The organism is Peribacillus sp. NPDC096447, from assembly GCF_044762725.1.
GTDB lineage: Bacteria > Bacillota > Bacilli > Bacillales > DSM-1321 > Peribacillus.
Genome location: NZ_JBIWEV010000002.1, coordinates 564,052 through 589,677 on the forward strand (window position 1 = coordinate 564,052; position 25,626 = coordinate 589,677).

At 40.1% G+C, this 25,626-nt stretch carries 28 protein-coding genes; 11 read left to right on the top strand and 17 right to left on the bottom strand.

Going from position 1 to position 25,626, the window contains the following annotated elements:
• Positions 1–19 precede the first annotated feature (19 nt).
• A complete protein-coding gene (locus ACIQZD_RS09645; RefSeq protein ID WP_402901238.1) occupies positions 20–1,231 on the top strand; it encodes a M20 family metallopeptidase in 1,212 nt (403 codons plus the stop codon).
• Positions 1,232–1,259: 28 nt separating this feature from the next.
• Here the strand turns inward: ACIQZD_RS09645 and ACIQZD_RS09650 are convergent, their stop codons facing one another.
• From ACIQZD_RS09650 to ACIQZD_RS09660, 3 genes are all read right to left on the bottom strand, one after another.
• On the bottom strand, positions 1,260–1,967 hold the full coding sequence (locus tag ACIQZD_RS09650; RefSeq protein ID WP_402901241.1) for an EcsC family protein: 708 nt from the start codon (positions 1,965–1,967) through the stop codon (positions 1,260–1,262).
• Positions 1,968–2,484: 517 nt separating this feature from the next.
• Positions 2,485–3,693, bottom strand: coding sequence for an ABC transporter permease (locus ACIQZD_RS09655; RefSeq protein WP_402901244.1), 1,209 nt, complete (start codon positions 3,691–3,693; stop codon positions 2,485–2,487).
• Positions 3,686–4,429 carry an ABC transporter ATP-binding protein gene (locus ACIQZD_RS09660; RefSeq protein WP_137017091.1) on the bottom strand — a complete coding sequence of 248 codons (744 nt, stop codon included), beginning with the start codon at positions 4,427–4,429 and terminating at the stop codon, positions 3,686–3,688. Before ACIQZD_RS09660 ends, ACIQZD_RS09655 begins: the two co-directional genes overlap by 8 nt.
• Positions 4,430–5,087: 658 nt before the next feature.
• On the opposite strand from ACIQZD_RS09660, the gene ACIQZD_RS09665 reads away from it, so the two are divergent.
• From ACIQZD_RS09665 to ACIQZD_RS09675, 3 genes are all read left to right on the top strand, one after another.
• A complete protein-coding gene (locus ACIQZD_RS09665; protein ID WP_053534082.1) occupies positions 5,088–5,510 on the top strand; it encodes an HIT family protein in 423 nt (140 codons plus the stop codon).
• Between the two features lie 260 nt (positions 5,511–5,770).
• The gene (gene serC, locus ACIQZD_RS09670; RefSeq protein WP_402901248.1) at positions 5,771–6,874 is read left to right on the top strand and encodes a 3-phosphoserine/phosphohydroxythreonine transaminase; all 1,104 of its coding nucleotides are present in this window, start codon (positions 5,771–5,773) and stop codon (positions 6,872–6,874) included.
• Between the two features lie 126 nt (positions 6,875–7,000).
• Positions 7,001–7,519 (top strand): tryptophan transporter, encoded by a 519-nt coding sequence (locus ACIQZD_RS09675; protein WP_076367276.1) that lies wholly within the window; start codon positions 7,001–7,003, stop codon positions 7,517–7,519.
• A 96-nt stretch (positions 7,520–7,615) separates the two neighbouring features.
• Here the strand turns inward: ACIQZD_RS09675 and yhzF are convergent, their stop codons facing one another.
• Complete coding sequence (gene yhzF, locus ACIQZD_RS26210; protein ID WP_483878404.1) at positions 7,616–7,819, bottom strand: membrane protein YhzF; 204 nt, start codon at positions 7,817–7,819, stop codon at positions 7,616–7,618.
• Between the two features lie 286 nt (positions 7,820–8,105).
• Between yhzF and ACIQZD_RS09680 the strand changes: the two genes are divergently transcribed.
• Positions 8,106–8,471 (top strand): YtxH domain-containing protein, encoded by a 366-nt coding sequence (locus tag ACIQZD_RS09680; RefSeq protein ID WP_402901253.1) that lies wholly within the window; start codon positions 8,106–8,108, stop codon positions 8,469–8,471.
• Between the two features lie 183 nt (positions 8,472–8,654).
• Entirely contained in the window at positions 8,655–9,233 is a 579-nt protein-coding gene (locus ACIQZD_RS09685) for an HTH-type transcriptional regulator Hpr (RefSeq protein ID WP_034314691.1), read from the top strand.
• 2 nt (positions 9,234–9,235) lie between these two features.
• Here ACIQZD_RS09685 and ACIQZD_RS09690 read toward each other — a convergent pair whose 3' ends face one another.
• Positions 9,236–9,562, bottom strand: a complete 327-nt coding sequence (locus tag ACIQZD_RS09690) for a DUF1878 family protein (protein ID WP_402901258.1) — start codon at positions 9,560–9,562, stop codon at positions 9,236–9,238.
• 392 nt (positions 9,563–9,954) lie between these two features.
• Between ACIQZD_RS09690 and ACIQZD_RS09695 the strand changes: the two genes are divergently transcribed.
• Positions 9,955–10,341 (top strand): DUF3267 domain-containing protein, encoded by a 387-nt coding sequence (locus ACIQZD_RS09695; RefSeq protein WP_402902059.1) that lies wholly within the window; start codon positions 9,955–9,957, stop codon positions 10,339–10,341.
• A 109-nt stretch (positions 10,342–10,450) separates the two neighbouring features.
• Positions 10,451–10,633, top strand: a complete 183-nt coding sequence (locus tag ACIQZD_RS09700; protein ID WP_034314696.1) for a hypothetical protein — start codon at positions 10,451–10,453, stop codon at positions 10,631–10,633.
• Between the two features lie 111 nt (positions 10,634–10,744).
• On the opposite strand, the gene ACIQZD_RS09705 is transcribed toward ACIQZD_RS09700, so the two are convergent.
• Together ACIQZD_RS09705 and ACIQZD_RS09710 are read right to left on the bottom strand one after the other, a co-directional pair.
• Positions 10,745–10,828, bottom strand: coding sequence for a YjcZ family sporulation protein (locus ACIQZD_RS09705; RefSeq protein ID WP_034314699.1), 84 nt, complete (start codon positions 10,826–10,828; stop codon positions 10,745–10,747).
• A 185-nt stretch (positions 10,829–11,013) separates the two neighbouring features.
• Positions 11,014–11,097, bottom strand: a complete 84-nt coding sequence (locus tag ACIQZD_RS09710) for a YjcZ family sporulation protein (protein WP_083450669.1) — start codon at positions 11,095–11,097, stop codon at positions 11,014–11,016.
• A 200-nt stretch (positions 11,098–11,297) separates the two neighbouring features.
• Here ACIQZD_RS09710 and ACIQZD_RS09715 point away from each other — a divergent pair, with 200 nt between their 5' ends.
• Entirely contained in the window at positions 11,298–12,164 is an 867-nt protein-coding gene (locus tag ACIQZD_RS09715) for a peptidylprolyl isomerase (RefSeq protein ID WP_402901261.1), read from the top strand.
• A 52-nt stretch (positions 12,165–12,216) separates the two neighbouring features.
• On the opposite strand, the gene ACIQZD_RS09720 is transcribed toward ACIQZD_RS09715, so the two are convergent.
• The 8 genes from ACIQZD_RS09720 to cysK all read right to left on the bottom strand — a co-directional run bounded on the left by ACIQZD_RS09720 (position 12,217) and on the right by cysK (position 21,177).
• Positions 12,217–12,399, bottom strand: a complete 183-nt coding sequence (locus ACIQZD_RS09720) for a sporulation YhaL family protein (protein ID WP_053344914.1) — start codon at positions 12,397–12,399, stop codon at positions 12,217–12,219.
• Positions 12,400–12,498: 99 nt separating this feature from the next.
• Positions 12,499–13,437, bottom strand: a complete 939-nt coding sequence (yhaM, locus tag ACIQZD_RS09725) for a 3'-5' exoribonuclease YhaM (protein ID WP_034314712.1) — start codon at positions 13,435–13,437, stop codon at positions 12,499–12,501.
• Positions 13,438–13,613: 176 nt separating this feature from the next.
• Positions 13,614–14,312 (bottom strand): (2Fe-2S)-binding protein, encoded by a 699-nt coding sequence (locus ACIQZD_RS09730; protein WP_402901264.1) that lies wholly within the window; start codon positions 14,310–14,312, stop codon positions 13,614–13,616.
• Positions 14,305–15,129, bottom strand: coding sequence for an ABC transporter ATP-binding protein (locus ACIQZD_RS09735; protein ID WP_402901267.1), 825 nt, complete (start codon positions 15,127–15,129; stop codon positions 14,305–14,307). Before ACIQZD_RS09735 ends, ACIQZD_RS09730 begins: the two co-directional genes overlap by 8 nt.
• Before the next feature lie 250 nt (positions 15,130–15,379).
• Positions 15,380–15,787 (bottom strand): hypothetical protein, encoded by a 408-nt coding sequence (locus tag ACIQZD_RS09740; protein ID WP_402902062.1) that lies wholly within the window; start codon positions 15,785–15,787, stop codon positions 15,380–15,382.
• A gap of 41 nt (positions 15,788–15,828) precedes the next feature.
• Positions 15,829–18,849 carry an ATP-binding protein gene (locus tag ACIQZD_RS09745; protein WP_402901270.1) on the bottom strand — a complete coding sequence of 1,007 codons (3,021 nt, stop codon included), beginning with the start codon at positions 18,847–18,849 and terminating at the stop codon, positions 15,829–15,831.
• A 21-nt stretch (positions 18,850–18,870) separates the two neighbouring features.
• Positions 18,871–20,073: a metallophosphoesterase family protein gene (locus tag ACIQZD_RS09750; protein WP_402902064.1), complete on the bottom strand. Its 1,203-nt coding sequence runs from the start codon at positions 20,071–20,073 to the stop codon at positions 18,871–18,873.
• 180 nt (positions 20,074–20,253) lie between these two features.
• Positions 20,254–21,177, bottom strand: coding sequence for a cysteine synthase A (cysK, locus tag ACIQZD_RS09755; protein WP_402901272.1), 924 nt, complete (start codon positions 21,175–21,177; stop codon positions 20,254–20,256).
• 295 nt (positions 21,178–21,472) lie between these two features.
• Between cysK and ACIQZD_RS09760 the strand changes: the two genes are divergently transcribed.
• Positions 21,473–21,661 carry a YhzD family protein gene (locus tag ACIQZD_RS09760; RefSeq protein ID WP_048677954.1) on the top strand — a complete coding sequence of 63 codons (189 nt, stop codon included), beginning with the start codon at positions 21,473–21,475 and terminating at the stop codon, positions 21,659–21,661.
• A gap of 97 nt (positions 21,662–21,758) precedes the next feature.
• Here the strand turns inward: ACIQZD_RS09760 and ACIQZD_RS09765 are convergent, their stop codons facing one another.
• Positions 21,759–22,556: an enoyl-CoA hydratase gene (locus ACIQZD_RS09765; protein WP_101224194.1), complete on the bottom strand. Its 798-nt coding sequence runs from the start codon at positions 22,554–22,556 to the stop codon at positions 21,759–21,761.
• 93 nt (positions 22,557–22,649) lie between these two features.
• Positions 22,650–24,266, bottom strand: coding sequence for a long-chain fatty acid--CoA ligase (locus ACIQZD_RS09770; protein ID WP_402901275.1), 1,617 nt, complete (start codon positions 24,264–24,266; stop codon positions 22,650–22,652).
• 423 nt (positions 24,267–24,689) lie between these two features.
• Here ACIQZD_RS09770 and ACIQZD_RS09775 point away from each other — a divergent pair, with 423 nt between their 5' ends.
• A complete protein-coding gene (locus ACIQZD_RS09775) occupies positions 24,690–25,568 on the top strand; it encodes a dimethylarginine dimethylaminohydrolase family protein (protein WP_402901278.1) in 879 nt (292 codons plus the stop codon).
• Positions 25,569–25,626 lie beyond the last annotated feature (58 nt).

Consider the following 25,626-nt stretch of genomic DNA (forward strand, 5'->3'; position numbering starts at 1 on the left):
AATCATTGGGAGGTGCAAAATGATACAGCGATTACACGATCTTCTAGACGGTTCATATGAAGAAATGGTTTCCATCCGGCGTTATCTTCATCAACACCCCGAGCTTTCTTTTCAAGAAACCCAAACGGCGGCCTTCATCGCTGGATATTATGAAAAACTTGGAATCGAACACCGAACAAATGTAGGCGGTAATGGTGTTATTGCCAAGGTCACAGGCAGTAAGCCTGGAAAAACCGTAGCATTGCGCGCTGATTTCGACGCCTTACCCATTCAAGATGAAAAAGAAGTTCCCTATAAATCTTCCGTACCCGGGGTAATGCATGCGTGTGGACACGATGGCCATACAGCGACACTCCTTGTCCTTGCAAAAAATCTGAATGAACTGAAGGATGAGCTCGAAGGTGAATATATATTTATCCACCAGCATGCTGAAGAATATGCTCCAGGTGGTGCCAAACCGATGATTGAGGCTGGCTGCCTTGATGGAGTGGATGTAATTTTTGGCACCCATTTATGGGCAACGGCCCCAACCGGAACAGTCCAATACGCTTATGGACCCCTTATGGCCGCTGCTGACCGTTTTGAAATCACCATTCAAGGGCAGGGCGGGCATGGAGCCCAGCCGCATAAAACCCGTGATGCAATCGTAGTCGGCTCTCAGCTCGTCATGGCACTGCAGCAAATCGTAAGCCGCCGCCTAAACCCAATAGATTCTGCAGTCATTACCGTCGGATCCTTTGTAGCAGATAATGCCTTTAACGTCATTGCAGATAAGGCTAAAATAATCGGGACCGTCCGCACATTCAAGGAAGATGTCCGTTCATTCATTAGCGAAGAAATAGAGCGGATTGTTAAAGGAACCTGCATAGCTGCGGACTGCACCTATGAATATCAATACTTTCAAGGTTATCCAGCTGTTATTCCACATGTCGAGGAAACTAAATTCCTCATCGAAAGCACTGAGTCAGTCAAGGAAGTTTTGATTACAGAGGAAATTGACCCGGATATGACAGGTGAAGATTTTTCTTATTATTTACAAAATGTAAAAGGTACATTCTTCTTTACAGGAGCCAGGCCAAAAAATGAACATACATATCCGCATCATCATCCTTTGTTTGATATTGATGAAAATGCGATGCTCATTGCAGCCAAAATATTAGGCACTGCAGCGGTAACCTATCACAATAAGAAACAATCATCCCAAATGGTGAATGAATCTTTATTGCGGTAATGGTAAAGGGACGGGTTATCCCCGTCCATTACTCTTTAAGAAGTCTGATTCGGTAACAATTGACAGCCGTTTCCCCAAGATGTTCCAACAAATGATGATTGGCATATCCACCGACAGCTGCCCCAATACCTGGAACGAGCTGGAACATTTTGATGACATCGATGTGATCGCGATATTCCTGCTGAAATTCTTGCCAGTCTATTTCCGGCCATTTCCCTGAATCCCATTCCTCTATTACCTGTAATGTTTCCAATTTCTTCTCCTCGCTTGAAAATGCCATCTGGAAGATATGGAGAATGAATAATCGTTCCTCATATTTATTTGGATCCAAACCGTATATACGGGATAGTTCGAATAATAATTTCATCTTGATGCTAAGCAGTAATGGGAAATCAGCCAATCCAATTAAAAGCCCTGCCGCTCCGGTTCCCACACCTTCTATAACGGCCGTTTTCCGATATGCCGTTACAGTCTCCGCAACCCACTCTTCTTTTTGCTGCAAGGATAGTAGCACTACATTTTTTTCTTTAGACATATATTTAGAACCTGATAATACGGCCTCTATCATCCCTTTAATACTATCAGTGATCATTTTGTGCACTCGGTCTGGAATATAACTATTCAATTTGATTTGCGCCTTTTTGGACATCCGCTCAAGCCTGCCGGATTTCTTGGCTACTTTCTTTTTCCATGATATTAGTTCCGAAAATGCCTTTTGTTCATATTCATCCATCATTTAACACCTCCGTTAAATATGTATATACCCCCTACGAGGCTTTTATTTTCAATTTTCATTTCTTAACAGAAAAAGCTGATTTTATGAAAAATCAGCTTTTTCTTTATTAATGTTTCAGTTGATTTCAGAAATCCGCTCCCTTTCCGCCGACTGTCTGCCAAGCCTCCTCGGCGCAAGCGCCTGTGGGGTCTCGGCTAGCCAGTTTTTCGGCAGGAGTCTCGCAAATTTCTTCAATCCATTGAAGGGTTTCATAAAACAGTTATAAATCAGTTTAAGGATAATCTAGTCTTGTTTTAAAATCATGGTTAATGTGAAATCTTTCCGAACCCAGCTGCTTACAGTTTTTTCTTAATAAAGACGTTTCAGTTGATTTCAGAAAATCCGCTTCCTTTCCGCCGACTGTCTGCCAAGCCTCCTCGGCGCAAGCGCCTGTGGGGTCTCGGCTAGCCAGTTTTCCGGCAGGAGTCTCGCAAATTTCTTCAATCTAAAAGCTGATTTTTTGAAAATCAGCTTCTGCTTAAAAGTTTTTAATTTTCTTTGCTGCATAGATTTTAAAACCGAATATGAAAACAAGCCCCATTGCCAGGGCGGCTAAAGCGGACATCCATTCCCCTTTCACTAGCAGGACCAAACTGAAGACAAGGTCCTCAAATAATAGGAAATAGGAAATTAGCTTTATGACCGCAGATTCTCTCATTTTTGCTGGCAATGGATATAGTGAGACCCATACTTTCCATTCATGTGCCTTCCAAACAGGCAGCAGTTGCAGGGCTGTCATGAATAGGAACAAGAACGTTACAATCAAATGTGCCCATATGTTAGTGAATACACTTAAAATCACGGATCCAATGATAGTTAAACGAAAACAAAGGCCCACATAATCATTGGATCGCAGCAGAGTACGGGCGTAAAGATAGGTATAAGTTGATTTATCACCATACGGAATGAGTGATAATAGCCAGTCCATCCATTTCCTTCTCGCTACCTTCCCTTTCAAATGAGGAACATCAGTAAACATGTTCGCTATTCGATAGAAAGAATTCATCCGTTTGTTTTCCAGTTCCACCAGCCGTTCCCACTTCAGCACTAAACCTTTAGTTGCGCTTCGGTAATACATGTAAAGTCCTAACAATAATAAGAAGGTTATAAGTGCAAACAGTATATTTGCCCTTGAACAGATGAAATAAAGAATCACTCCATTAAGTAAAAAGCGGATGAGAGAGTCCCAATGGCTCACTGATGTATCCTGATATTTCAATACCAGCCAGCGCATGGTTAAATTCAAAAACTTCAAAATAAGCAAAACGACCAGGATGATTCCAAGGTCCTTACCTCCTGCACCCGTAACTTTCGAATACATCGGTATTGATGCAATCAGGACAACCAGAAGAATAAAGCCTTGCATGACCCAGCTTAATATCAGTGAATTCTTGAAATAGCTTCTCAACTTCGTTTCAAGGGGAAGCAGGAATACCGTATCGGGTTCTTTCAAGAAAGTATTTATCGGGCTTCTGGTCACAATGCTCGATAAAACTAAGGCCATGATCAATTCAGCAGGGAAATCACTGTTTAACGTCTTCACCCAATCACTGTAATAATAAGCCAAACCACCAAGAACCAATACCATGACAAAAACAAGATGGCCATTAAAAATATAACGAAGATATTTCTGCGTTTCATTTATATAGCCTAAATATCTTTCCTTCCAGAGATTTTGACTATTCATGACCGATTTCTTCTTTCGTCAATTGGATATATAAATCGTCAAGAGTTGCCCCTGGCATGGAAAATTGTTCACGAAGCTGCTCAAGATTGCCTTTTGCCCGAATTTCTCCATTATGCAATATGATGAAAGAATCACAATACCTCTCGGCTGTCGCCAGTATATGTGTAGACATTAAAATTCCCGCACCGCTCTCTTTCATCTTCCTCATCAAGTCAAGCAGGGATTGAATGCCTAATGGATCAAGACCCACGAATGGTTCGTCGACGATATATAAAGACGGCTGCACTAAAAAGGCGCACATGATCATGACCTTTTGCTTCATTCCCTTTGAAAAATGTGCCGGGAACCATTTAAGCCTTTTCTCCATATGGAATTCCTTTAACAGAACGTCCATCCTTTCTTTATATGTGGCTTCCGCCAAACCATGTGCCATGGCCGTAAGCTTTAAATGCTCCTCAAGTGTAAGCTCATCATACAAGATTGGAGTTTCTGGAACATAAGTGAATTGTTTACGATATGTATCCGGGTCCTGGGCAAGTGTTTTACCATGAATCGAGACACTTCCGCCTTTCGGCTCCATGAGTCCGATGATATGTTTAATTGTCGTACTTTTCCCGGCCCCGTTGAGCCCAATTAACCCTACTAACTCATTTGGCTGAATGTCAAAACTTATTCCTTTTAAAACGGGCGTTTTCGTGTATCCGCCCACTAATTGCTTTATTTCCAATAAGGACATATAAACGATCCTTTCTATATAGAGGTTCTTATTTCCATTTTATCAAATTCTCCTGCTTTTATATAGTCGAGTGTTCCTCGAACTAAATTTCCATAAATAACTAATTATATTTTCCCTCCTTGGTGGTCATCATAATTAAGGAAGAAGGGGTTAGTCATTACGTGTGATTCACATCATATTGTAAATGAGGTGTCAGTTAAAGACGTATTACACTGAAATACCCATAAGATTTATTACAAATGATTCACATCATATTGTAAATGAGGTGTCAGTTAAAGACGTATTACTGAATTAAACCAGAAGCTTCATAAAAAAAATCGTTTCGAGCAAGGAGATGGTTCGCTTGCACGTAAAAGCAGAAAAATCATTCAATAATTATCAATTATGCTTTGAAAGTTGATGAAACTTTAAAGATATAGGAGATGGTTGCTTTGAATGGAAAATCTCTAATCAGATAATAACCGTATTTTACTAAAATGTAGATGAGGTGTTTGTCGCAGAGAATTTATGCTAATGCGATTTTGAAGCAAAACCCCCTTTTTCGACAGGCAGGGTGCAACTTAATGTTGCATCCTGTTTTTATGATTTTTCCTTTTCTCAAGGATTCAAGCTATGGTACGATTAACCAAATACATTAACTTTTAAAGGAGCGTTTTTAATGAGTGATTGCATTTTTTGCAAAATAATCGACGGGGAAATTCCAAGCAGTAAAGTTTTCGAAAATGAACATGTATTGGCCTTTCTCGATATCAGTCAAGTAACAAAAGGCCATACGCTGGTAATACCTAAAGTACATAAGGAAAATCTTTATGAGTTGACACCTGAGATTGCCAAGAATCTTTTTGAAGTTGTACCGGAAATTGCCCGCGCCATGAAACAGGAATTCCAACCTGTAGGCCTGAACCTTTTAAATAATAACGGGGAAGCTGCAGGACAGTCCGTTTTCCATTTTCACATGCATTTAATTCCACGGCATGGAGAAGGAGACGGCTTTGGGGCAGTTTGGAAAACGAATACCAGCGACTATACACCAGATGACCTGAAACAAATCGCTGACTCCATTGCACAGCATTTAAAATGAACTGCTGGCACATGAAGGTTTCTTTCTCTTTTCTTAATATCTTTTTAAAAGAATCGAACTTAAGCACGCTTGTTGCATGAAAAAACAATGATCCCAATTTGGTCCTCACTTTAAAGTGCAGGACCATTTTACTTTGGCCTATCATTAAAATGGATTGTCACTTAAAATTCTAAATTTTCCTCCTATTGAATTTAGTTTTCTGGTAGGATATATGAATAGTATCAAATACTTTATCACATAGTCGCATAGGAGGAAAAAAATTGAAACGTGCACGTAATTTTAACGCTGGGCCAGCCGCCCTTCCCTTAGAAGTTTTACAAAGAGCCCAAAACGAATGGTTGAATATTGAGGATTCCGGTATGTCCGTCATGGAATTAAGCCATAGAAGTTCGGAATTCGAAAAAATTCATAACCATGCCATTCAATCATTAAAAGACCTTATGGGAATTCCTGAGAATTATGAAGTTCTCCTGCTGCAAGGAGGAGCAAGTCTGCAATTCTCCATGATTCCCATGAACATTTTGAATGATGGAAAAAGGGCAGATTATGTCCTCACTGGTTCTTGGTCGGAAAAAGCATTAAAAGAAGCCAAAAAGGTTGGTGAAACGGCCGTAGTCGCTTCATCCAAAGATGAAAAATATACGTTCATCCCTAAAGTCGAAGATATCAAATTGAATGATGATGCTGCATATCTTCATATCACAAGCAATAATACGATTTACGGAACACAGTGGAAGGATTTCCCGGAAACAGGCAACATTCCTTTAGTAGCCGATATGTCAAGTGATATTCTCAGCAAAAAGATTGATATTAGTAAATTCGGCATCATTTATGCAGGTGCACAAAAGAATCTAGGTCCGTCTGGAATCACAGTCGTTATCATCCGTAAAGATTTAATAACGGATAATGACAAAATCCCATCCATGATGAACTATTCTATCCATTCAAAAAATAATTCTTTATACAACACTCCTCCGACATTGGCCATTTACTTATTGTCACTTGTGTTGGATTGGGCAAAAGAACAGGGCGGCGTGGAAAAGATTGCTGAGATCAATGAAGAAAAAGCAAAAGTCATTTACGATGCCATTGACGGCAGTGATGGTTTTTATAAAGGCCATGCCCTACCGGACAGCCGTTCATTGATGAATGTAACGTTTACGCTTCCGTCAGAAGAAGCTGAAGTACAATTCCTTAAAGAAGTGAAGCAAGCCGGATTCGTAGGACTGAACGGTCACCGTTCCATCGGCGGCTGCAGAGCTTCCATCTATAATGCGGTCCCTCTATCCCATTGCCAGGACCTTGCTGATTTCATGAAGAAGTTCCAGGAATCGTATAAAGCGAAGGAAGCTCAAACCCTTTAATTCAAACAAATATGACTTCTAAAAAAATAGGTCTTATGATATACTATTTTAAACTTCTTGCAACAGGCAATAGTGCATTGTTGAAGAAAAAATGTTAGTTGAGATGAGAATAGGAGAGATGAGTAAATGAAAACGAAAACCCTTGTGTCACTGTCCCTATTAATCGGGATTGGGGCTGCCCTGCATTTTATCGTACCTGGATTCTTCCTTGGAATGAAACCGGATATGATGCTGTTGATGATGTTTTTGGCGATTACCCTGTTTCCCGCGAAGAAGAATGTATTCATTGTCGCCCTGGCAGCTGGAGCCATCTCTGCCATGACAACTACTTTTCCTGGAGGACAGATTCCAAATATCATAGACAAATTGGCAACAGCCTTTCTGTTTTACCTTTTATTCATCAGTCTTAAGAAGTTTTCAACATCCGTTGTCACCGTTAGTATCTTGACTGCCGTAGGAACAATGATTTCCGGCGCTGTCTTTCTTGGTTCGGCTTATTATATCGTTTCCCTTCCAGGGCCTTTCGTTGCACTTTTCGGCGCTGTTGTACTTCCTGCCGTACTGTTAAATACAGTTGCGATGGTCATCATTTATCCAATTGTGAACGGCATCGTTAGAAAATCAAATATACCCATTAATGCATAAAGCGGGATTATCATACCTTAAAAAGCACCGGAATGTCCGGTGCTTTTTTTCCAATCTTATGAATCTGGAATTCTAGTCACAATCATCCTCCAATGATCAATGAATCAATATCCACATAAACCAAATGAAAAGCAGTAAAACCCCAGGGAGCCCCATAGCGAAGGCTCTAGCCTGGAGCACCCTCTTGGGCGGATAGATACCAGGAGTTTTTGCTTGCCTTAAAAAATACCCCATTCCGCACAGGCCTACCAGGCCTAATAAAAAAATGATTTTCATTATTAACCCACCAGTGCCATCCATGTTCCGACAGCTTGTTTTTATTATCTATATGCTGCTCTTCCCTTTATATGTAGCATTATTAATAAAGCTTCAAGTTATTTTTAAATATTATATATTTACTCTCTAAGTTTAAAAAAATATTTTTGTGATATAAAGATAAAATGGTCGATTCTCTTCCATAAGGATGAAAATTATGGTATTTTGATATCAATAGTATTTCTCTCCCTATTTATCATAATTTCCAATTGATGCAGCAGGGATTCAGACCATGGAAAGCGAAAACATATTATAAAATGAGGTGATCCTAATGAAAGCAAAATCATTACTAATTGGCTTTTTGACCGGAACAGTAGTAGCAGGTGCGGCAACCTTACTTTCAACACCAAGTTCAGGTAAAGACCTACGGACCCGCATCAAAACGAATACCGACGAAATTAGGAATACAATTGATGAGTTAAAGGTAAAAATGCTAAATATTAAAGATGACACGATGGAAGCTTCACAAATCAGCAAAGAAACGGTAAAAACGTTCATTTCGGATGTTCAGGTCGTCATCGAGAACTGGAAGCGGGAAATCGAGCCCAATAAGAATGAATTATTGAAGAACGTTCAGGAAATTGAAAATTCATTGAAAGAATTGGAAGCGGCCGCCCCTACTTCTAAAAATAGCTGATATCGTCACACAAGCTTGATTCTCCATTTTTCCCAATAAATTACATGGTTTATTGGAGAAGAATGGAGAATTCATTAAAAAAACTAAAATTTTCTAAAAATTTTGCAAATATTTATCTTTATTAATTTTTATTTTATTGTCATAATAAATATATAGAATCTTATAAGTAGGTGAGCCCATAATATGCAGAATAAAAATTATTCTATGAAAGAAGCAATGATTTTTAGTCAACGAATTGCACAATTAAGCAAAGCATTATGGAAATCAATTGAAAAAGATTGGCAGCAATGGATTAAGCCCTATGATTTAAATATCAATGAACACCATATCCTTTGGATTGCCTACCATCTTAATGGCTCTTCCATTTCAGATGTTGCAAAATTTGGGGTCATGCATGTTTCTACGGCATTTAACTTTTCAAAAAAATTAGAGGAACGCGGGTACTTAACATTTTCAAAAAAAGAAAATGACAAAAGGAATACCTATATAGAGATCACAGCGGAAGGTGAAAAAATCCTACTTGATTTAATGGAGACCTATGACCCAAGTAAGAACTCTGCTTTCTCGGGTGCACTTCCACTGCGTGAGCTTTATGGGAAGTTTCCGGATATGATTGAAATGATGGCCATCATCCGAAATATATACGGTGAAGACTTCATGCAAATCTTTGAACGATCCTTCGATAACATTGATCAGGAATTTACTGACGTGGAGGGTAAAATCACAAAAAAAAAGATAGAGAAAGAAACTGAGCCAGTTTAATCTCATACTCTATCCATTTCCTTCATGAATGATACATATAACCCCTGTGCGAGGCATGCATCAATGCATTCCTTTGTGGTTATTTTTGGATTAACCTTTCTTTCAAATTGATTAAAAAGCGGTCGAAAGTTCATATACCCTTCCGCTTTTTCTATTTCATAGCGTTTGCTCAAGATATCACATGTTTCCAATAATTCTTCCGCTTCCTTCTTCGTGAAATTTTTTTCCACAAATAGATAGTCCAACTTGGCCTCCGGATTGCTTATAAGGTTTAATAAAAGCCGTTGATGAAAACGGAGTATTTCTATTTCTTCATTTATATTTTTCATACATCACTAATCCCCAATCGATCATTCAATTTAACATAAAAGGCTTATAACCAATTTTTGATTTTTCACACTCAGTAATCCTTCTTATCCCTGGTTCAAATCTGGCCTTAATCGCCCTTAGCCATGCTTACACACTATAGTGATTTTTACCTTAAATTTAATCCAAGAATTTCATTGCTTTTTCCACCCATTCATCGTAATGTAAGTAAATTCAACAGCTTTGGAGGGCTGATTTCGAAATGAATTCGTGGAAAACAATTGACGTGGCAAAACAATATGGGAATTGCCGTCTGCTCTTTTTTTCAGTTTTTACTATATTGATGTCTTTTGTTCTGATCTATACATTATTAAGTGTCTTTTCAACCCATGTTATTTTGTATGGCGATCAAACAATGGTATTTTTTAGCCTATTGCTCTTATTATATCCTGTTCACAAACTATTACACTATTTACCTTTACGATTATTATGTAAAAAAGTAAAAACTTCTTGGTCGTTGAAGTGGAACGTTGTGCTTACATGCAGAGTCAATGTGCATGATCCGATTCGAAAGCATCTTTATCTCTTGACCCTTGTGTTGCCTTTCTTCATTATGTCTGTCATATTGATTGGTTGTGCCCTTAGTTTTCCGCATTACATCCATTATTTCACTATTTTATTATCTCTGCACACTGGATTATGCGTATCGGATTTTATTTATATAAAAAATCTGGTTGGTTCCCCAAGGCATTCTTTTATAGAGGAACATCTCGAAGGATACGAAATACTTATTCAAAAGTGATTTTCTTATTTATCCATAAAGATACCTGATAAGATTTTTAGGTATCTTTTTTCATTATAATTTGGTATCGTATTTATACATGATGTTTTGCAAGGAGGGATTTTAGGTTTTGATCTCGTTCTGGTTTATTATTTTTGCTATTTTGATCCTTTATAATATTAATAGAATGACAAACTCTTTATGCATTCAAAAGGAAATTGCTGAAGACCGGCAGCCAAAAGTATTCAGGACCATTAATGTATTAATTACTATTATGTTATTATCCTCCTATATTGAAATTTTGTATACGTAGAGATGAGCAACAAATGATGGCCATCATTTGTTACATACATTGGTGATACCCGGAGCATTATCCACATAAAGAAAAAGGGCGAAGCAACAGCTTCGCCTTTTGTTTATGGGCTTATAACCAAGAAGCTCCAATGATGACTAACAGGATGAAAAGAACGACAATTAGAGCAAAGCCTCCACCTATTCCTCCAGACATTGATCTTCCTCCTTTCCATTCTTAAGTAATAGTATCTTCATGCACACTCTTATATCCGCCAAAAGGAATCCATTCCTTTCTTAGCTTGAGAATCACTTCAATCTTTTTTGTTGAGCGGCTACCCTATCCTATTCAACTCCATGGCAAAAGGAGTGGGCTCTTTCCATTATTAATTTTGCAGCCGATTAGCAAAAGGCTGCTCCTACAATTATTAATAAAATGAATAACACCACTAACAAAGCGAAGCCTCCGTTAAATCCATTACCCATTATGCTACCCCCTTTTGTTGTCCTCGATTTATCATATGTAATGGATTAATATCCGGGTAGGCGTACACCCATTTTTTAAAAAATTCTTATTCATGCACCAATATATTATTTTTTGTAATGTAACCAGAATATGTTATAGTTAATTTTGTGGAAATACGAAAAAATAGCAAACAAGAAACTTATAACTAGGAGTTGTTTTTATGAAGAAGTGGGCATTATCGATTGCTGTTACTGCAGGGCTGATCGGACTTACAGCATGCAACAGCGACAAGGAAGCAGTCGTGGAAACTAAAGCGGGAGATATAACTAAAGAAGAATTTTACAATGTAATGAAAGACCGTTATGGTGAAACCGTTCTTCAAGAACTTGTTTATGAAAAAGTTCTTTCTGAAAAATATACAGTAACGGATAAAGAAGTTAAAGCTAAAACGGACGAACTTAAAGCGCAAATGGGTGAAAATTTCGAAACGGCACTTGCCTCTTCCGGATATAAGAGCGAAGATGATCTTAAACGTGCACTTAAAATCGGCATGCTTCAAGAAAAAGCAGCCGTTGCCGATATAAAAGTTAAAGAAGCTGATGTGAAAAAAGCTTATGAAGACTATAAACCACAAATCAAAGCGAGACATATTCTAGTGGAAGACCAAAAAACAGCCAACGAAGTTAAAGCTAAATTGGACAAAGGCGAAGACTTCGCTAAACTTGCAAAAGAATATTCAACAGACACAGGCACTGCTGAAAAAGGCGGAGAGCTTGGCTGGTTTGGACAAGGTGAAATGGTTCCTGCATTTGAAGAACAAGCTTACAAAATGAAGAAAGATGAAATCAGCAAGCCGATTAAATCCGATTATGGCTACCACATCATCCAACTTCTTGATACAAAAGAAAAAGAATCATACAAAGATATGAAAAAAGATCTTGAATATGATTTGAAAGTCGCTCAAATTGACCAAACTAAAGTTCAGGACATTTTGAATTCAGAAGTCAAAAAAGCGGACGTGAAGATTAATGATAAAGATCTAAAAGATGCCATCACTTCCGGTGACGCAGCCAAGGCTGAAAAATAATTGAATAGTAAAAAGCGACAGGGTTTCCTGTCGCTTTTTTTCATCACTCGAGCTATGCTCCCTGGTTTATATCCTTTTTACGCCTCTCGCGTTCTTCTTCCATGCGTTCAATGTACTTCTGACCTTCCTTCTCTATCCAAGCATCATCTATGAGGCGTTCCTGCCTAGCTGTCCAAATCGACATGACTGCACTGACAATTATCCCAATAAACACGAACCAGATCCAAATTGGCATGTCCATTCCCTCCCAAAAAATCTACTATTCATTTACTAGAGAATATGCGCGAACAAAAAAAATATGCTTCTTTCTCCATCGAGAAAGAAGCATATTACATTAAAATGTTGGTTTATAGAATGAACGATTATCCAGCGCGAAGACTCTTTCCGTAAATTCACCCGGTTTCACTTTTTCCAATGCCCGGTCCATCATATTTATCTTGGCATCCATATTATCAATATAATGCAGCACTTCCGCTTCCCTAACCATTGGCGGTTTGGGACTGCCCCACTCAGCTTTACCATGGTGGCTTAATATCAAGTGCTTGAGAATCATGATTTCTTCCGCTTCAATGCCTAATTCCTCTGCAGCTTTTCCGACTTCATTTACCATGATGGTGATATGCCCCAACAAGTTCCCTTCCACTGTATAAACAGTCGAAACAGGTCCAGATAGCTCATGTACCTTTCCAAGGTCATGCAGAATGACTCCTGCATACAAAAGATCCTTATTAAGCGAAGGATATAGGGTTGAAATGGCCTTAGCCAGCCCTAGCATGGATACAACGTGATAGGCCAGACCCGACATATACTCATGATGGTTCTTGGTGGCAGCAGGAAACGTCAGGAATTCATTCTGATATTTTTTAATGAGATGCCTAGTCACCCTTTGGATATTCGGATTCCTCATTTCAAAAATGAATTGAGTGATGGTTTCCATCATTTCTTCCTGACTTAAAGGGGCCGTTTGGATTAAATCGGCTTTCGTGACCCCATCAGTATCTGAAGTAATTCTTATATTACGGATTTTCAATTGGCTGCGCCCTCGATAATTCTGGACTTCCCCTTGAACCTTCACCGTAGCTTCCGCACAGTATGTTTTCTCATCAGCCTCGGAAACATCCCATAGCTTTGCCTCGATCTCCCCGGTTTTATCACACAAAATCAATGTTAAAAACGGCTTTCCATTACTTGCCACCGCTTTTGTACTCGTTTTAATGTACATATATATATCTACTACTTCACCAATTCCGTAGTGTATGATCCCATTTCCCATGCGACTGCCTCCGTTCAATTAAATATCAACATTATAACATACCAATCTCGTTAGTGCGTTTAGTTTTCGTTAATAAGTGATGGACAATGGACAAGAAAAGCCTAAGCTGACCGTCTCTTATCACTCCATAAGAAAACCAGGCTTGACCCAAGCCTGGCACTCCAATCAAATCTATTTCAACAGTTTTTGTTCGGACAATACGCGCATTTTTCATGGCCCTCAATTCGGTAATATAAACAGCATGTCACCCGTTTATAAGGATTCATGGACGCCGGAACACTTTTTTCCCCAATGAATCGTTTAAAGGGGGAATGCGTTTCAATATTCAGCCATACTTCATCTTCAAGCAGCATTTCAATGTCCTTTTCAACTCTCGTCTTTATATCTGTCTGCTTCAATAACTCACTATACATCCATACCGTATAACTCCAAATATTTTCCCAGAGTACTAGTTTCGATATTTTAGCAGTTCCGGAAAAGAAGCGTATGGCATCAGCACCAAAGCTGCTTAATATGGAATGGAGGGCAGAAGGGCTTTCCTTTTCCGTGACATTGCTCCACCTGTTAGTTTTCAGCAAAAAATTCGGGAGCCAATGTTCATCTTCCGGATCATCCAAAACGCCAATGTCCTGAAGCGTGCCTTCCCAGATAAGCCGATGTTTGCTGAACATGTAAAATTGTGCCGTGACAAAAAAAGCATAGCGTCTGAACCACATTGAAATTGCTATCCCTGACGTTTCTGCCCCAGTCCGGGCTTGTGCATACTGAATAAGCTCATCAGCATGATTGAAGGACTTGGAAACTTTGGCTTCATCTCGAAAGGATATGCGATATCCTTTCAGCTCTTTTTCCATGGATGGTGTGAGGTTATGCATTGGCCAGCGCTTTTACCTGACTTCGGGCATAGCGGCCTTTACCAAACGGGATGCACATGGGACTGCCGAAAATTGGATCAAAGGAAACCTGACACTCCATGCTGAATACATGCTGTACCAATTCAGGCGTGATGATATCCTCTGGCCGGCCTTGAGCATGTATCGCCCCATCTTTAAGTGCCACCAGATTATCCGCATAACGGCAAGCTAAATTCAAATCATGAAGCACCATCACGATCGTTCGGTTCTCAAACTCATTCAAGTCGAACAATAAGTCCAAAATCTCGATTTGATGGGTCATATCAAGATATGTAGTCGGTTCATCCAACAAAATGATGTCTGTATCCTGAGCCAGCGTCATGGCTATCCATGCCCTTTGTTTCTGGCCACCCGATAATTCATCGACTGCCTGATCCTTTAAATCGGTCAGGTTCGTTGCTTCAATCGCCTTTTGAACTTTTTCTTCATCCACGGAACTCCACTGTTTCAACCAACTTTGATAAGGATATCTTCCTTGTTTAACAAGTTGATATACTGTAAGCCCTTCAGGGGCAACCGGGGATTGTGGAAGAATCGCCATCTTTCTTGCTACATCCTTCGATGACATGGTTGAAATCGCTTTGCCTTCGAGCAAAACAGAGCCGGATTGAGGTTTTAACAATCGGGCAACGGACCTTAGAAGTGTTGATTTTCCACATCCATTAGCACCGATGAATACGGTGATCTCCCCTTTGGGTATTTCTATATTCATATCATTTATAATTAATTTATCACCATAACCGAGCGATAAAGACTGTGTGTTAATAGCTGGTCGCATTAAAATACTCCCCTTTTAGTCTAATAATACCAGTTTAATGAAAATGATTCTCACTGTCAATCTTAAAAAAGAATTTAAACCAAAAACTCCATGTACCATCCCTCTTAAATGATTCTTGCTCCTTTAAAGATATGAAGCTTCCTTTGGAAACATTAATACCATTTTCCCCGATTCATCAGTGCGTGCTTCCCCGCCGGGCTAGCCTCTTCTCCATTTATGGAAAAAAAAAGCCCTCCATATGGAGAGCTTTTTAACCGACCAGCAGGCGATTTGTACAATGTGCCAAGGATTCATCCCTAATGAAGGTAAATAAATCCTGATCGATAAAAGGAATTAATCCTTCTGCAATATTCCATGCATTGACCTCTATTTGATAAAGGATTTCTGATTTTCCTGTACTGTGTAGCTCCTCACTAAGCACAGCAAGATCGGGGTCTGATGCGTGGCCCATCTCATGCGTGAGGACCACCCATGTATATTCCTCAAGCCTTGCAAGCGAGCCTAGGGAGCGTTCACACTGAATTTCGATATCTCTCTCATATAAAGTGATGCTATGTCCTTTGGCAGAATATTTCCCCCCAACACATCGTTTACCAGGAAACTCCTTTTCGATGATTAACTTCAAAGAAGAATCATGGTGGCTTACAAACTCATCCATATTCAATGACTTCACTCTCTTTATCTATAGTTTAAAACCCATTATATTTCAGGGATGATCAAATCATTCATATCCTGGCGCAATACGGTGCTGGATAGACGAATCACTTGATTTTCGCTAAAGTATTCCATTATATATCGGTGACAAGTAAAAAATAAAATTTGCCGCTTTTCCGAAACTTTTTTCAATAACTCGAGCATCCGTTTTGTCCTTTCCGCATCAAAATTGACGAAACTATCATCAATGATGAGAGGGAATGAATCATTTTCAAAAGTATGATCAGCAAGTGCGAGCCTTAGGGAAACATAAATTTGCTCTGCTGTCCCGCGGCTGACCTCCTCAACCCTGAAACTCAAACCATCATTGCGCTGTACCCAAATTCCTTCTCCCGACTGATCAAGGATGATTTTACGATAACTCCCATTCGTTAAAAAGGAAAAGTGCCGCTCGGCATCAGCGATGACCTTAGGTAGGCGTTCCCTTTTATATCGGTCCAATGTTTTATTCAATAAGCTTTTGGCTATTGCCAATTTCGCCCATTCCTTCGCCTCTTCGTTAAAAGCAGCTTTTTCTTCATAAAAACGATGAAGTAAATCATCATAAATTCCTGAAACTTCAAGCTGTTTTATCTTATGCTTCGCATCCGCCTGCTTCTCTAATAAAAGGGATTTCACCTTTACAGAATCCTTCCGTTTCCGTTCTATATTTTCTAATGTATAAGTATTGATCCCCTGTTTTAAGTAAGTATGGATTTGATCAGGCAGCATTCTGGATTGCCCAATTTGAATGGTAATCAAATCAAGCTGTTTTTGTAAAGTGATTTTCTTTTCGGACAATGCAGCGTCATGCCTGAATTCTTCCTCGTCCTTGACCTTCGCTAACTTAAAAAGCATTTCCATTTCTGCATCAAGATAGCCATTTTCCATCGTCAGCTGCTCGATTTCGTTCGTCAAACGACTTCGTTCCTGCATCCATTGCGTTAGTTGAACGGAGAATTCAACAGCTTTATTCAATTCCCGCTTCAATAGGCCAATCGCTTCCCGCCATGTGCATGGTTCAAAATCAAGGCTGTGTGCAAAATGAAATAAAGCCTTTGATATACCCTCAAATTCTGCCTGCAGAAAATTATGCCTCTTGATTGTTTCATATTTCCTATCAACGGCTTCCTTCCATTTCTCAAGAAGTTCAAATATTGATTCAAGATTGATTTCCATTCCGGAATAAGACAGACCCCAACCGCTTAAGATGCTCCTCAATTCTTTATCCAACCGGTCCCTTCTAGCTTCCCAATCGGCATATTCCTGAATGGTCGATTCAAACGCTTCCTCCCTTTCTTCATATTTGAAACATTCACTTTCAAAACGCCTTTGGAGACGTTGGTCCAGTTCAAGCAGCCGACCCATCGACTCTCCTTCACTCCCCCTATTGGTCTCAGTCCCAATTGCTGCCCTTTTCCTTTTCATCTCATCCAATTGCCTGATATACCCGGACAATATATCATCACCTTTAAAAAGATACCTGGATACCGCAAACAGAACAGCCACTGCCAGAAGTATCATCCCCAACAAAATCTGTTCACTGAAATAACTTCCGATAGCACCTAAACAAAGAAGTACTATTAAACTGCCATTCATGATATGTGAACGTTTGCGATTATCCGCTTCCTTCTTCCTCTGTAAGGCCAATTGCTTTTCAAGTTCAAGTATTTGTTCATCAAGAATAAGCGATTGTGCTGCTTGAAATTCGATGTTATTCTGTTTGTTGTATAAGGACTCCAGCTCGATTCTTTTTTCATCTGGCATTAACTGGGCCTTTATCTCCTTCAAGCGGATTTCTGTCGTTTCCAGACTTCCCTTTTGCAATTCATATTTCTCATCAAGCTGCTTTTTATCATTTTGGAGTTGATGCTTTTCCCTCTCGGCCCTTTTCACCTTTTCCTTCATGAATGTACTGATATCCAGTTTTCTTATTTCATCATCAGAAACATCCAAGAATAATTCCTGCTTCACCTTTTCGATATTCTTTTCTTCCAACAGCCTTTCGTGTTCCGCTTTTCTCATATCCAGCTCGAGCTTCTCCAGCAATGTTCCTTGATCGATTGCATGTTCAATTTGCTCTTTATGCTCCTTGATGAACGGATTGATTTCGATTTCCGTGAGTTTTCCCTCAAGTTTGTCCTTTTTCTCAATCAATGCCGCAAGTTGGGCTTTCATGGGCATTCCAACTGCCTGTAGCTGTTCAAGTCTTTTTAAGCCATCAACAGGAAAACTCACTTCCGGAATTTTACTCATTTCGGCCTCAAGTTCCCCCTGTTCTTCAACCAAGGGTTTAATTCTCAAAAAAGTACTCACGTTAACAAGGTTTTCTTCAATCTCTTGAATATCTTCCGTGACTTTGTAGAGCTCCTCCTTAAGTTTTGCTTCTTCCTGAAGTAATGCCGTATACGACTGCTGTTCTTCTTCTGATGCTTTCACCTTTTTCTGCAATTCCTTAAGTTCTTTCAATCTCACATTCAGTAGAGGTTTTTGGCCTGATGGCTTGAACCTTGAATCGAGCTCTTTTTGCAATTTCGTTTCGGCTTCAAGAAGTTTATCATTCCCGATCAGCCCAGCTGAAAGCAGATATTTACTCATGGTCCCTTCACTTAGTGTATGTAATCCCTGCAGCCCTTGAAGGTCGAAAGAAAAAATGGCTTGGTAATAGTTTTTATCAACGCCATGGAGAATCTCATTCAATTCTTCCTCGCCGCCGACCCTTCCATCCTCGAAGGTCAATTTTACATCGCCTGTAGCTTTTCCCTTCACACGCTCAATAATGATTTCCCCATCTTTTTTTGTTATGAGACTGAGCCTTCCCCCATATTTGGCATGCATTTTGGGCTCGTAACGCGGTTCGTTTTGAACCTTTGTCGGAAAACCAAACAGCATACTATGAATGAAGGACATGATGGTTGACTTGCCCGATTCATTTTCCCCAAAGAAAATCTGCAGCTGTCCCAATTCAGGAAAACGCTGATTTTCCAGTTTGCCGTAACCATAAACATGGAGGTCTTTAATAATCAAATCCGTTCCTCCTCCCTACACTCATTTATTCACATCAAAAACCTGCAAAAGCCATCTTTCCGCTTCATCCACAAGTTCCCTCTGCTCTTTTGGCTCTATTGTATCAAGAAACCTTCTTGCACCCGGATGAATATAAAGCGGGGCCAGAGCAGCATCCGTATCATCAAATTCAGATGCAAGCATTGATACCTCAGCCATAAATGGCAATAATGTTTCATTTGACCTAATCATCGGCATCGACTGGATGACCTTGATTTTATACACCCAGACAAACGATTCCCCTTGGTCCTCTTCCTGCAAGATCCGGGTCAATTCTTCAAGATATTCCCTGGAAGCCCCTGCTGCGTCACCTGTATCCAGCTTCAATTCCAAAAGAAAGCTTCTCCCATCGAAGGCCTTCCGTTCAATTACTTCCCTGCATTGCTTGAACAGGGCATCAAATCCACCATCCGCGGTTATTTCAATTGTTTCGCTTTCCCATATCACTTCAGAAGTTTCAATAAAGGAATGACGCTTCATGTCCCCGTCGAATTCGACGAGCAGGCACCCTTTAACGCCAGACTCCTTTCTGTTCCTGCCTTGAATATTTCCTGGGTATATCACTAGCGGATCTTCTGAAACCACCTGATGCTTATGAATATGGCCTAATGCCCAGTAATCGAAATCTTTGGCAGCTAGTTCCTTCAATGAAAAAGGGGCGTATGGGCTATGTTCGGAATTGCCTTCCAAATTCCCATGAAGCAGACCTATATGATAATCGGCCCCTTCAGCTTTTATGTAGGTTTCGATCATTCTCTCACTTACGTGACGGCGCGGATAACTGAACCCATAAAGATGGACAGTCGTCCCATCGATTTTTTCAAACCGTTTCACTTCGGTTTGCCCTGAAAATACGTGGACATTATCCGGCAGCTCCACAGTAATCCATGAGCCGCTGAGATGATCATGGTTACCATGAATGATATAGGCAGGGATCTGATGCTGCTGGAGTTTTTCCATCTCGGTCCGAAAGCGGACCTGTGTCCGGAGACTCCGATTCTCCCCGTCAAATAGATCCCCCGATAACACGATAAAGTCAACCTGAAGGGAAATTGCTTCATTAATGATAGTTTGAAAAGCTTTAAACGGGCTTTCCCTTAATTCCTTTAATATAGATGACGGCATATCCTTCAACCCTGAAAAGGGACTATCCAGATGGAGATCCGCCGCATGAATGAACCTCACACCGCTCAAAAGTGTCACCTCGATTTCTATCAACATTTCACATTTAATTTTAACATGAACAGAACATACTTTCCCATACATTATTATTTTAATATGTCATCATCCAGTATGGGCAAATTCAACAGGAAAAAGACCGAATGGCGTGAACATTGTTTCATGCACGGCATTCGGTCTTTTTCATCATTCAAAAATATCCATACTTAAATAGCGTTCACCATTATCCGGTGCAATGCATAATACTCGTTTTCCACTTCCAAGACGACGGGCTTCCTGCAGGGCAGTCCAGACAGAGGCACCTCCTGAAGGTCCAATCAATATACCTTCCTTCGAAGCCAGATCCTTCATGGTGGATATCGCATCTTCATCAGCCGCTTGAACGATTTCATCAAATACCTTTGTATTTAAGATGGTGGGGATAAATCCAGGGCTCGTACCCACTAACTTATGAGGACCAGGCTTTCCGCCGGAAAGAACTGGGGAACCCTTAGGCTCGACAACTACAACCCTTAAATTCGGCAGATGTTCCTTTAAGGCTTCACCTGTACCGGTTATTGTTCCTCCCGTTCCAGCAGTAGCGACAAACACATCCAGGTTGCCATCCATCTGATCTAGAATCTCGACTGCTGTCGTCACTCTGTGAATATCAGGATTGGCTTGGTTTTCGAATTGCTGCGGAATAAAGCTATTAGGAATTTCTGCGGCTAGTTCCTCAGCTTTACGAATGGCTCCCGGCATCCGCTCTGATGCAGGGGTGAGGACAACTTCCGCTCCGTATGCCTTTAAGATATTGATTCTTTCTTTCGACATATTATCCGGCATGACCATAATGGCCCGATACCCCTTTGCAGCGGCATTCATAGCAAGCCCAATACCTGTATTCCCTGATGTTGGTTCTATGATCGTAGCCCCGGATTGAATGATGCCGTCCAGTTCAGCCTGCCTAATTAAGTTGAAGGCTGCCCGATCCTTTACACTGCGGCTCGGATTGAAATATTCAAGTTTCACAAATACTTCAGCATCACCCTCCGCTGTTAAATGATTAATCCTTACAACAGGTGTATCTCCTATCAATTCAGTGATATTATTAACGATTTTTACCGTCATTCAAAAAATCCCCCTTCGATCCATACACTTCCTAGATGCACTTTTACTCAGGTTTATTATATCATTTATGATTTTTCATTTTAAAGAGAGAATTCCTCTAGTATAAATAGGTTTTGTTTTGAAGTTAGTTCGGTATAGTTATTTTCCATCGTTTTTCAAGATATTCAGCTACATATCAATATTCCCTGTCTTAATACATTTCCCTCACATAATAATAGTCAAAATTGATAGATAATGATAAAATTTTTATAACAGTTCCTAAGACAATAACATTTTTGATAAGGGAGTTTTTGAAATGAGCAGAATATACAAATTAACCGTTTTTGAACCGTCAGGGGAAAAACTATTGGATGAATCATTTACAGCCGAGAATGATGAACAAGCTAAAGAATTGGGACAAAATCTATTGAAGGAAAAAAACTATCAAGATCAAACACATCGCTGTACATCACCTTCAGGCGCTTTATTGCTTTTTCATCGCTGATTGAAAATGGAAGCGCAATCACTAAAAATATGATTAAGTTTTAGACACATTCCTTATATAAAAAAGGCCGTCACAATGACGTGACGGCCTTTTTTATTCATTTTCCGATGAAGTTCGGTTTCCTTTTTTCCACGAATGCTTTTATTCCCTCTTGGTGGTCCGCTGTTTGCCGCATTTTCATCTGGGCAGCTTTTTCAATCTCAAGGATCTTAATCAATAGCGGGCGATTTTTTTCACTAAGAATTTTTTTCGTTTTAATCATGGCCTGAACCGGGCTTTGCAGCCATGATTGAACTTTCTTCTCTACCGCATGTTCCAGGGTTCCGTCAGCCACTTCATGAATGAGGCCCTTTTCTTTTGCTTCAAGCGCAGTAAGCACTTTACCTTCCCAGATTAGTTCTTTTGCACCCACTTCACCAAGACGACGTTCAAGGAAGAAGTGTCCGCCGCCATCGGGGATTAATCCAATCCCGATAAAATTCATCGCAACCTTACTTTCCGAATCGGCAATAAGATGATCGGTTGCAAGAGCTATACTTAACCCAAGCCCTGCAGCTGCACCATGAATGGCACTGATGGTCAATTTAGGCATGAAGTATAGAGTGGTCACCAATTCACTGATTCCATCCATCAGTTCATCGAAAGCGTTTTCTTTTCCAGGCGAGAGCATCATCTTAATGTCACCACCTGCGGAAAATGCTTTCCCATTCCCTTTTAAAATGACGACATCCACATCATCATTCTCACTTACTTCCTTCAGGGCATGAATAAAATCATGCAGCATTTTCGGATTTAAAGCATTCATGGCCTCTGGACGGTTCATTGCAACAGTGGCCGTCCTGTCCGAATATGTGACTAAAACAGTGCCTGCAGGTGATGTCGATTCAATACTCAATTTATTTCCTCCTCTTTCGTTCTATGACTTTATTATATATTCCTTACCTATTATCAGAATAGGGGGAAAAGTTACATTTATACAAATCTATCATTATTTATTGATATATTTATCCTGAAGCTGATCACGCAATGCCCTTTTCAAGAACTTCCCAACACCCGTTTTCGGGATTTCATCCAAAAAGACCACTTCATCCGGCAGCCACCATTTTGCAAACTGCGGCATTAAAAATTCGATGATGTCTTCCTGGGACACTTTCCCCTTGTATGCCTCCTTCAAGACAACACAGGCGATCGGCCGTTCCTGCCATTTTTCGTGAGGCACTGCAATTACCGCCGCCTCAAAGATTCCTTCATGGGCCATTAATGCATTCTCTATATCTACGGAAGAAATCCACTCACCGCCGCTTTTTATCAAATCTTTCGTCCGGTCAACGATTTTGACGAACCCCTCTTCATCAATCGTGACAACATCCCCCGTATACAGCCAGCCATCCTTAAAGGTATCCTCTGACCGCTCATCCTTAAAATACTCATTCGCTATCCAAGGACCCCTGATCAGCAATTCGCCCATTTCTTTTCCATCTGGTTTCACTTCGCCGTCCTGACCGATCACTTTAATTTCTATCATTGGGGAAACAAGGCCCTGCTTGGCCTTCAACTCATAAAGTTCTTCTTCAGGGAGGTCTTCCTGATAGCTTTTTGGTTTCGAAACAAAAACAAGCGGGCTCGTTTCAGTCATTCCATAGGCATGCAGGAATGGTATCCCATACTTTTGTTCAAAGGTTTTAATCATGCTTTTTGGAGCAGCCGACCCGCCGCATAGAACAGTGCGAATGCTGCTCGTATCATGGCCGCCTTCTTCCAGCTCCTTCAATAAGCCCAGCCATATCGTCGGAACCCCTGCTGCGATTGTAACCTTCTCCGTTTCTATAAGCTCAGCCAAAATCTTTGGGGTGAAATAGGGTCCCGGCAAAACCATCTTCGTTCCAAACCAAACACTGGCAAAAGGCATCCCCCAGGCATTTACATGAAACATGGGCACGACAGGAAGGGCGACATCACGTTCGCTTAATGCTGTGGAATCGGCAAGCCCCAGTGCAATCGCATGCAGCAAAATTCCGCGATGTGAATAAACCACACCTTTCGGATTCCCGGTCGTGGCGGAAGTATAACATATGCCGGCAGGCGCATTTTCATCCAAGGTTTGAATGAATGGCTGTTTCGGATTCCCTTCGGCTAATAATCTTTCATAATGATAAATGGGTGAAAGGGTCGTATCAGGCAGCTCCTCTTTATCCGTCATAATGATATACCCTTCCACTGTCGTTAACTCATCTTTAATTGCTTCCAAGAGGGGAATGACATCAGGGTCTATCAATAGTAATCGATCCTCCGCACTATTGACGATATAAGAAACATGTTGAGGAGACAGACGCATATTGATTGTATGAAGGACAGCACCATGACAAGGAATCGCAAAATATGCTTCTAAATGCCGATGATGGTTCCAGGCAAGTGTTCCAATACGGTCACCTGTTTGAATGCCGAATTTTTCAAGGTTACTGGTCAGCCTTCTTGTACGCTCAGCAATCTCTGCATATGTAAATGTGTGAATACCACCATCCGTACGCGAAACTACCTCTTTCTTCGGAAAATATTTTTCAGCTCTCTCAACGATTTGAGTCATGATCAATGGAGTATCCATCATTACAATCTCCCCCTTATATTAAAAGCATCCTCATTATATATTCGACCAGAAAAAAAATAATCCTTTATCCCTAGTTACCTTTTACGATTATTTTGAATTTGGGTTTATCTTGATGATATTTCAAAAAAAGGCTAAACCAGATTCTATGAGTTTGACGACAAAAACGGGATTCGGAAAGGGAGCGGATTTCTGGAATCAACGGGAATTTTTATAAAAAACAAATAACTGCAGGCAAATTCGTTTTCTTCGAATTGATAAATGAATCCGGTATATATCGGATTCATTTATTAGGAGCTTAATCTGAAATGTTATTTTTAAACCATCCAAATTTAGCGGTGCAGTTCCCTGACATATTTTTTATGTTTCTTTCTAGAAAAAAGAGGAAATAGTAAAGATACAATTATTTTTAGAGGGAGCTCATTTATGGTAAACAAAATAAACGAAGAACTGGAAGCTTATTGCGCGAGTGAATATTCAAAGCTATCACGTGTGATTGTCTGTGAACCACGTTATATGGAAATCCGGGAGATCATTAACGAAACACAAAAAGAATTTCAAGAAGAAAATATCGATCAGGCACTTGCCTTTAAGCAGCATGCCCAATTTATAAAGGCTCTTGAACATGAAGGGATTGAAGTCATAAAACTTCCGCCACAATTTACATATCCAGAACAAGTTTTCACGAGGGACATCGGTTTCACTCTTGGCAATACCGTTTATGTAGCTGAGTTGGCAACAGGTATCAGGCAGGGTGAAGAACAAATATTGAAATCCTGGCTCGAAACGAATCGCATCTCATATTTCAACCTCCTCAAAAATCATATTGAGGGCGGGGATGTCCTTATTGACGGAAAGACCATCTATATTGGAATCAGTGAAAGAACGGATGAAACATCCGTCAAGCATCTTCAAACCCTATTACCGGATTACGATGTCATCGCGATTCCTTTCATTGAAACATTCCTTCATTTAGATTGTGTTTTCAATATCATATCACCGACAGAGGCGCTTATTTTTCCAGAGTCCTTTACAAAAAAAGAAATGGATTTATTAGCTTCACGTTATGACATGATCGAAGTGACTAAAGAAGAACAATTCACATTAGGAACCAATGTGCTTTCGATTGGGAATAAAAAATTATTCAGTCTTCCGTGTAATAAACAGGTAAATAGTGAGCTTCGTAAACGTGGATACGAAGTCATTGAAGTTGATATAAGCGAAATCATTAAGTCCGGCGGCTCTTTTCGTTGCTGCACCATGCCAATATTGAGGACAACGAATAAGAAGACTGATTCAGCCTGAGCAGAATGAAAGAACCCGGACTTGTTTGGAAATCCGGGTTCTTTCGCCTTTTTGTCAA

Coding starts and splice junctions, on each gene's coding strand:
- ACIQZD_RS09645 (WP_402901238.1), top strand. CDS start 20: ATGATACAGCGATTACACGATCTTCTAGACGGTTCATATGAAGAAATG.
- ACIQZD_RS09650 (WP_402901241.1), bottom strand. CDS start 1,967: ATGATGGATGAATATGAACAAAAGGCATTTTCGGAACTAATATCATGG.
- ACIQZD_RS09655 (WP_402901244.1), bottom strand. CDS start 3,693: ATGAATAGTCAAAATCTCTGGAAGGAAAGATATTTAGGCTATATAAAT.
- ACIQZD_RS09660 (WP_137017091.1), bottom strand. CDS start 4,429: ATGTCCTTATTGGAAATAAAGCAATTAGTGGGCGGATACACGAAAACG.
- ACIQZD_RS09665 (WP_053534082.1), top strand. CDS start 5,088: ATGAGTGATTGCATTTTTTGCAAAATAATCGACGGGGAAATTCCAAGC.
- ACIQZD_RS09675 (WP_076367276.1), top strand. CDS start 7,001: ATGAAAACGAAAACCCTTGTGTCACTGTCCCTATTAATCGGGATTGGG.
- yhzF (WP_483878404.1), bottom strand. CDS start 7,819: ATGGATGGCACTGGTGGGTTAATAATGAAAATCATTTTTTTATTAGGC.
- ACIQZD_RS09680 (WP_402901253.1), top strand. CDS start 8,106: ATGAAAGCAAAATCATTACTAATTGGCTTTTTGACCGGAACAGTAGTA.
- ACIQZD_RS09685 (WP_034314691.1), top strand. CDS start 8,655: ATGCAGAATAAAAATTATTCTATGAAAGAAGCAATGATTTTTAGTCAA.
- ACIQZD_RS09690 (WP_402901258.1), bottom strand. CDS start 9,562: ATGAAAAATATAAATGAAGAAATAGAAATACTCCGTTTTCATCAACGG.
- ACIQZD_RS09695 (WP_402902059.1), top strand. CDS start 9,955: ATGGTATTTTTTAGCCTATTGCTCTTATTATATCCTGTTCACAAACTA.
- ACIQZD_RS09705 (WP_034314699.1), bottom strand. CDS start 10,828: ATGTCTGGAGGAATAGGTGGAGGCTTTGCTCTAATTGTCGTTCTTTTC.
- ACIQZD_RS09710 (WP_083450669.1), bottom strand. CDS start 11,097: ATGGGTAATGGATTTAACGGAGGCTTCGCTTTGTTAGTGGTGTTATTC.
- ACIQZD_RS09715 (WP_402901261.1), top strand. CDS start 11,298: ATGAAGAAGTGGGCATTATCGATTGCTGTTACTGCAGGGCTGATCGGA.
- ACIQZD_RS09720 (WP_053344914.1), bottom strand. CDS start 12,399: ATGCCAATTTGGATCTGGTTCGTGTTTATTGGGATAATTGTCAGTGCA.
- yhaM (WP_034314712.1), bottom strand. CDS start 13,437: ATGGGAAATGGGATCATACACTACGGAATTGGTGAAGTAGTAGATATA.
- ACIQZD_RS09730 (WP_402901264.1), bottom strand. CDS start 14,312: ATGCATAACCTCACACCATCCATGGAAAAAGAGCTGAAAGGATATCGC.
- ACIQZD_RS09735 (WP_402901267.1), bottom strand. CDS start 15,129: ATGCGACCAGCTATTAACACACAGTCTTTATCGCTCGGTTATGGTGAT.
- ACIQZD_RS09740 (WP_402902062.1), bottom strand. CDS start 15,787: ATGGATGAGTTTGTAAGCCACCATGATTCTTCTTTGAAGTTAATCATC.
- cysK (WP_402901272.1), bottom strand. CDS start 21,177: ATGACGGTAAAAATCGTTAATAATATCACTGAATTGATAGGAGATACA.
- ACIQZD_RS09760 (WP_048677954.1), top strand. CDS start 21,473: ATGAGCAGAATATACAAATTAACCGTTTTTGAACCGTCAGGGGAAAAA.
- ACIQZD_RS09770 (WP_402901275.1), bottom strand. CDS start 24,266: ATGATGGATACTCCATTGATCATGACTCAAATCGTTGAGAGAGCTGAA.
- ACIQZD_RS09775 (WP_402901278.1), top strand. CDS start 24,690: ATGGTAAACAAAATAAACGAAGAACTGGAAGCTTATTGCGCGAGTGAA.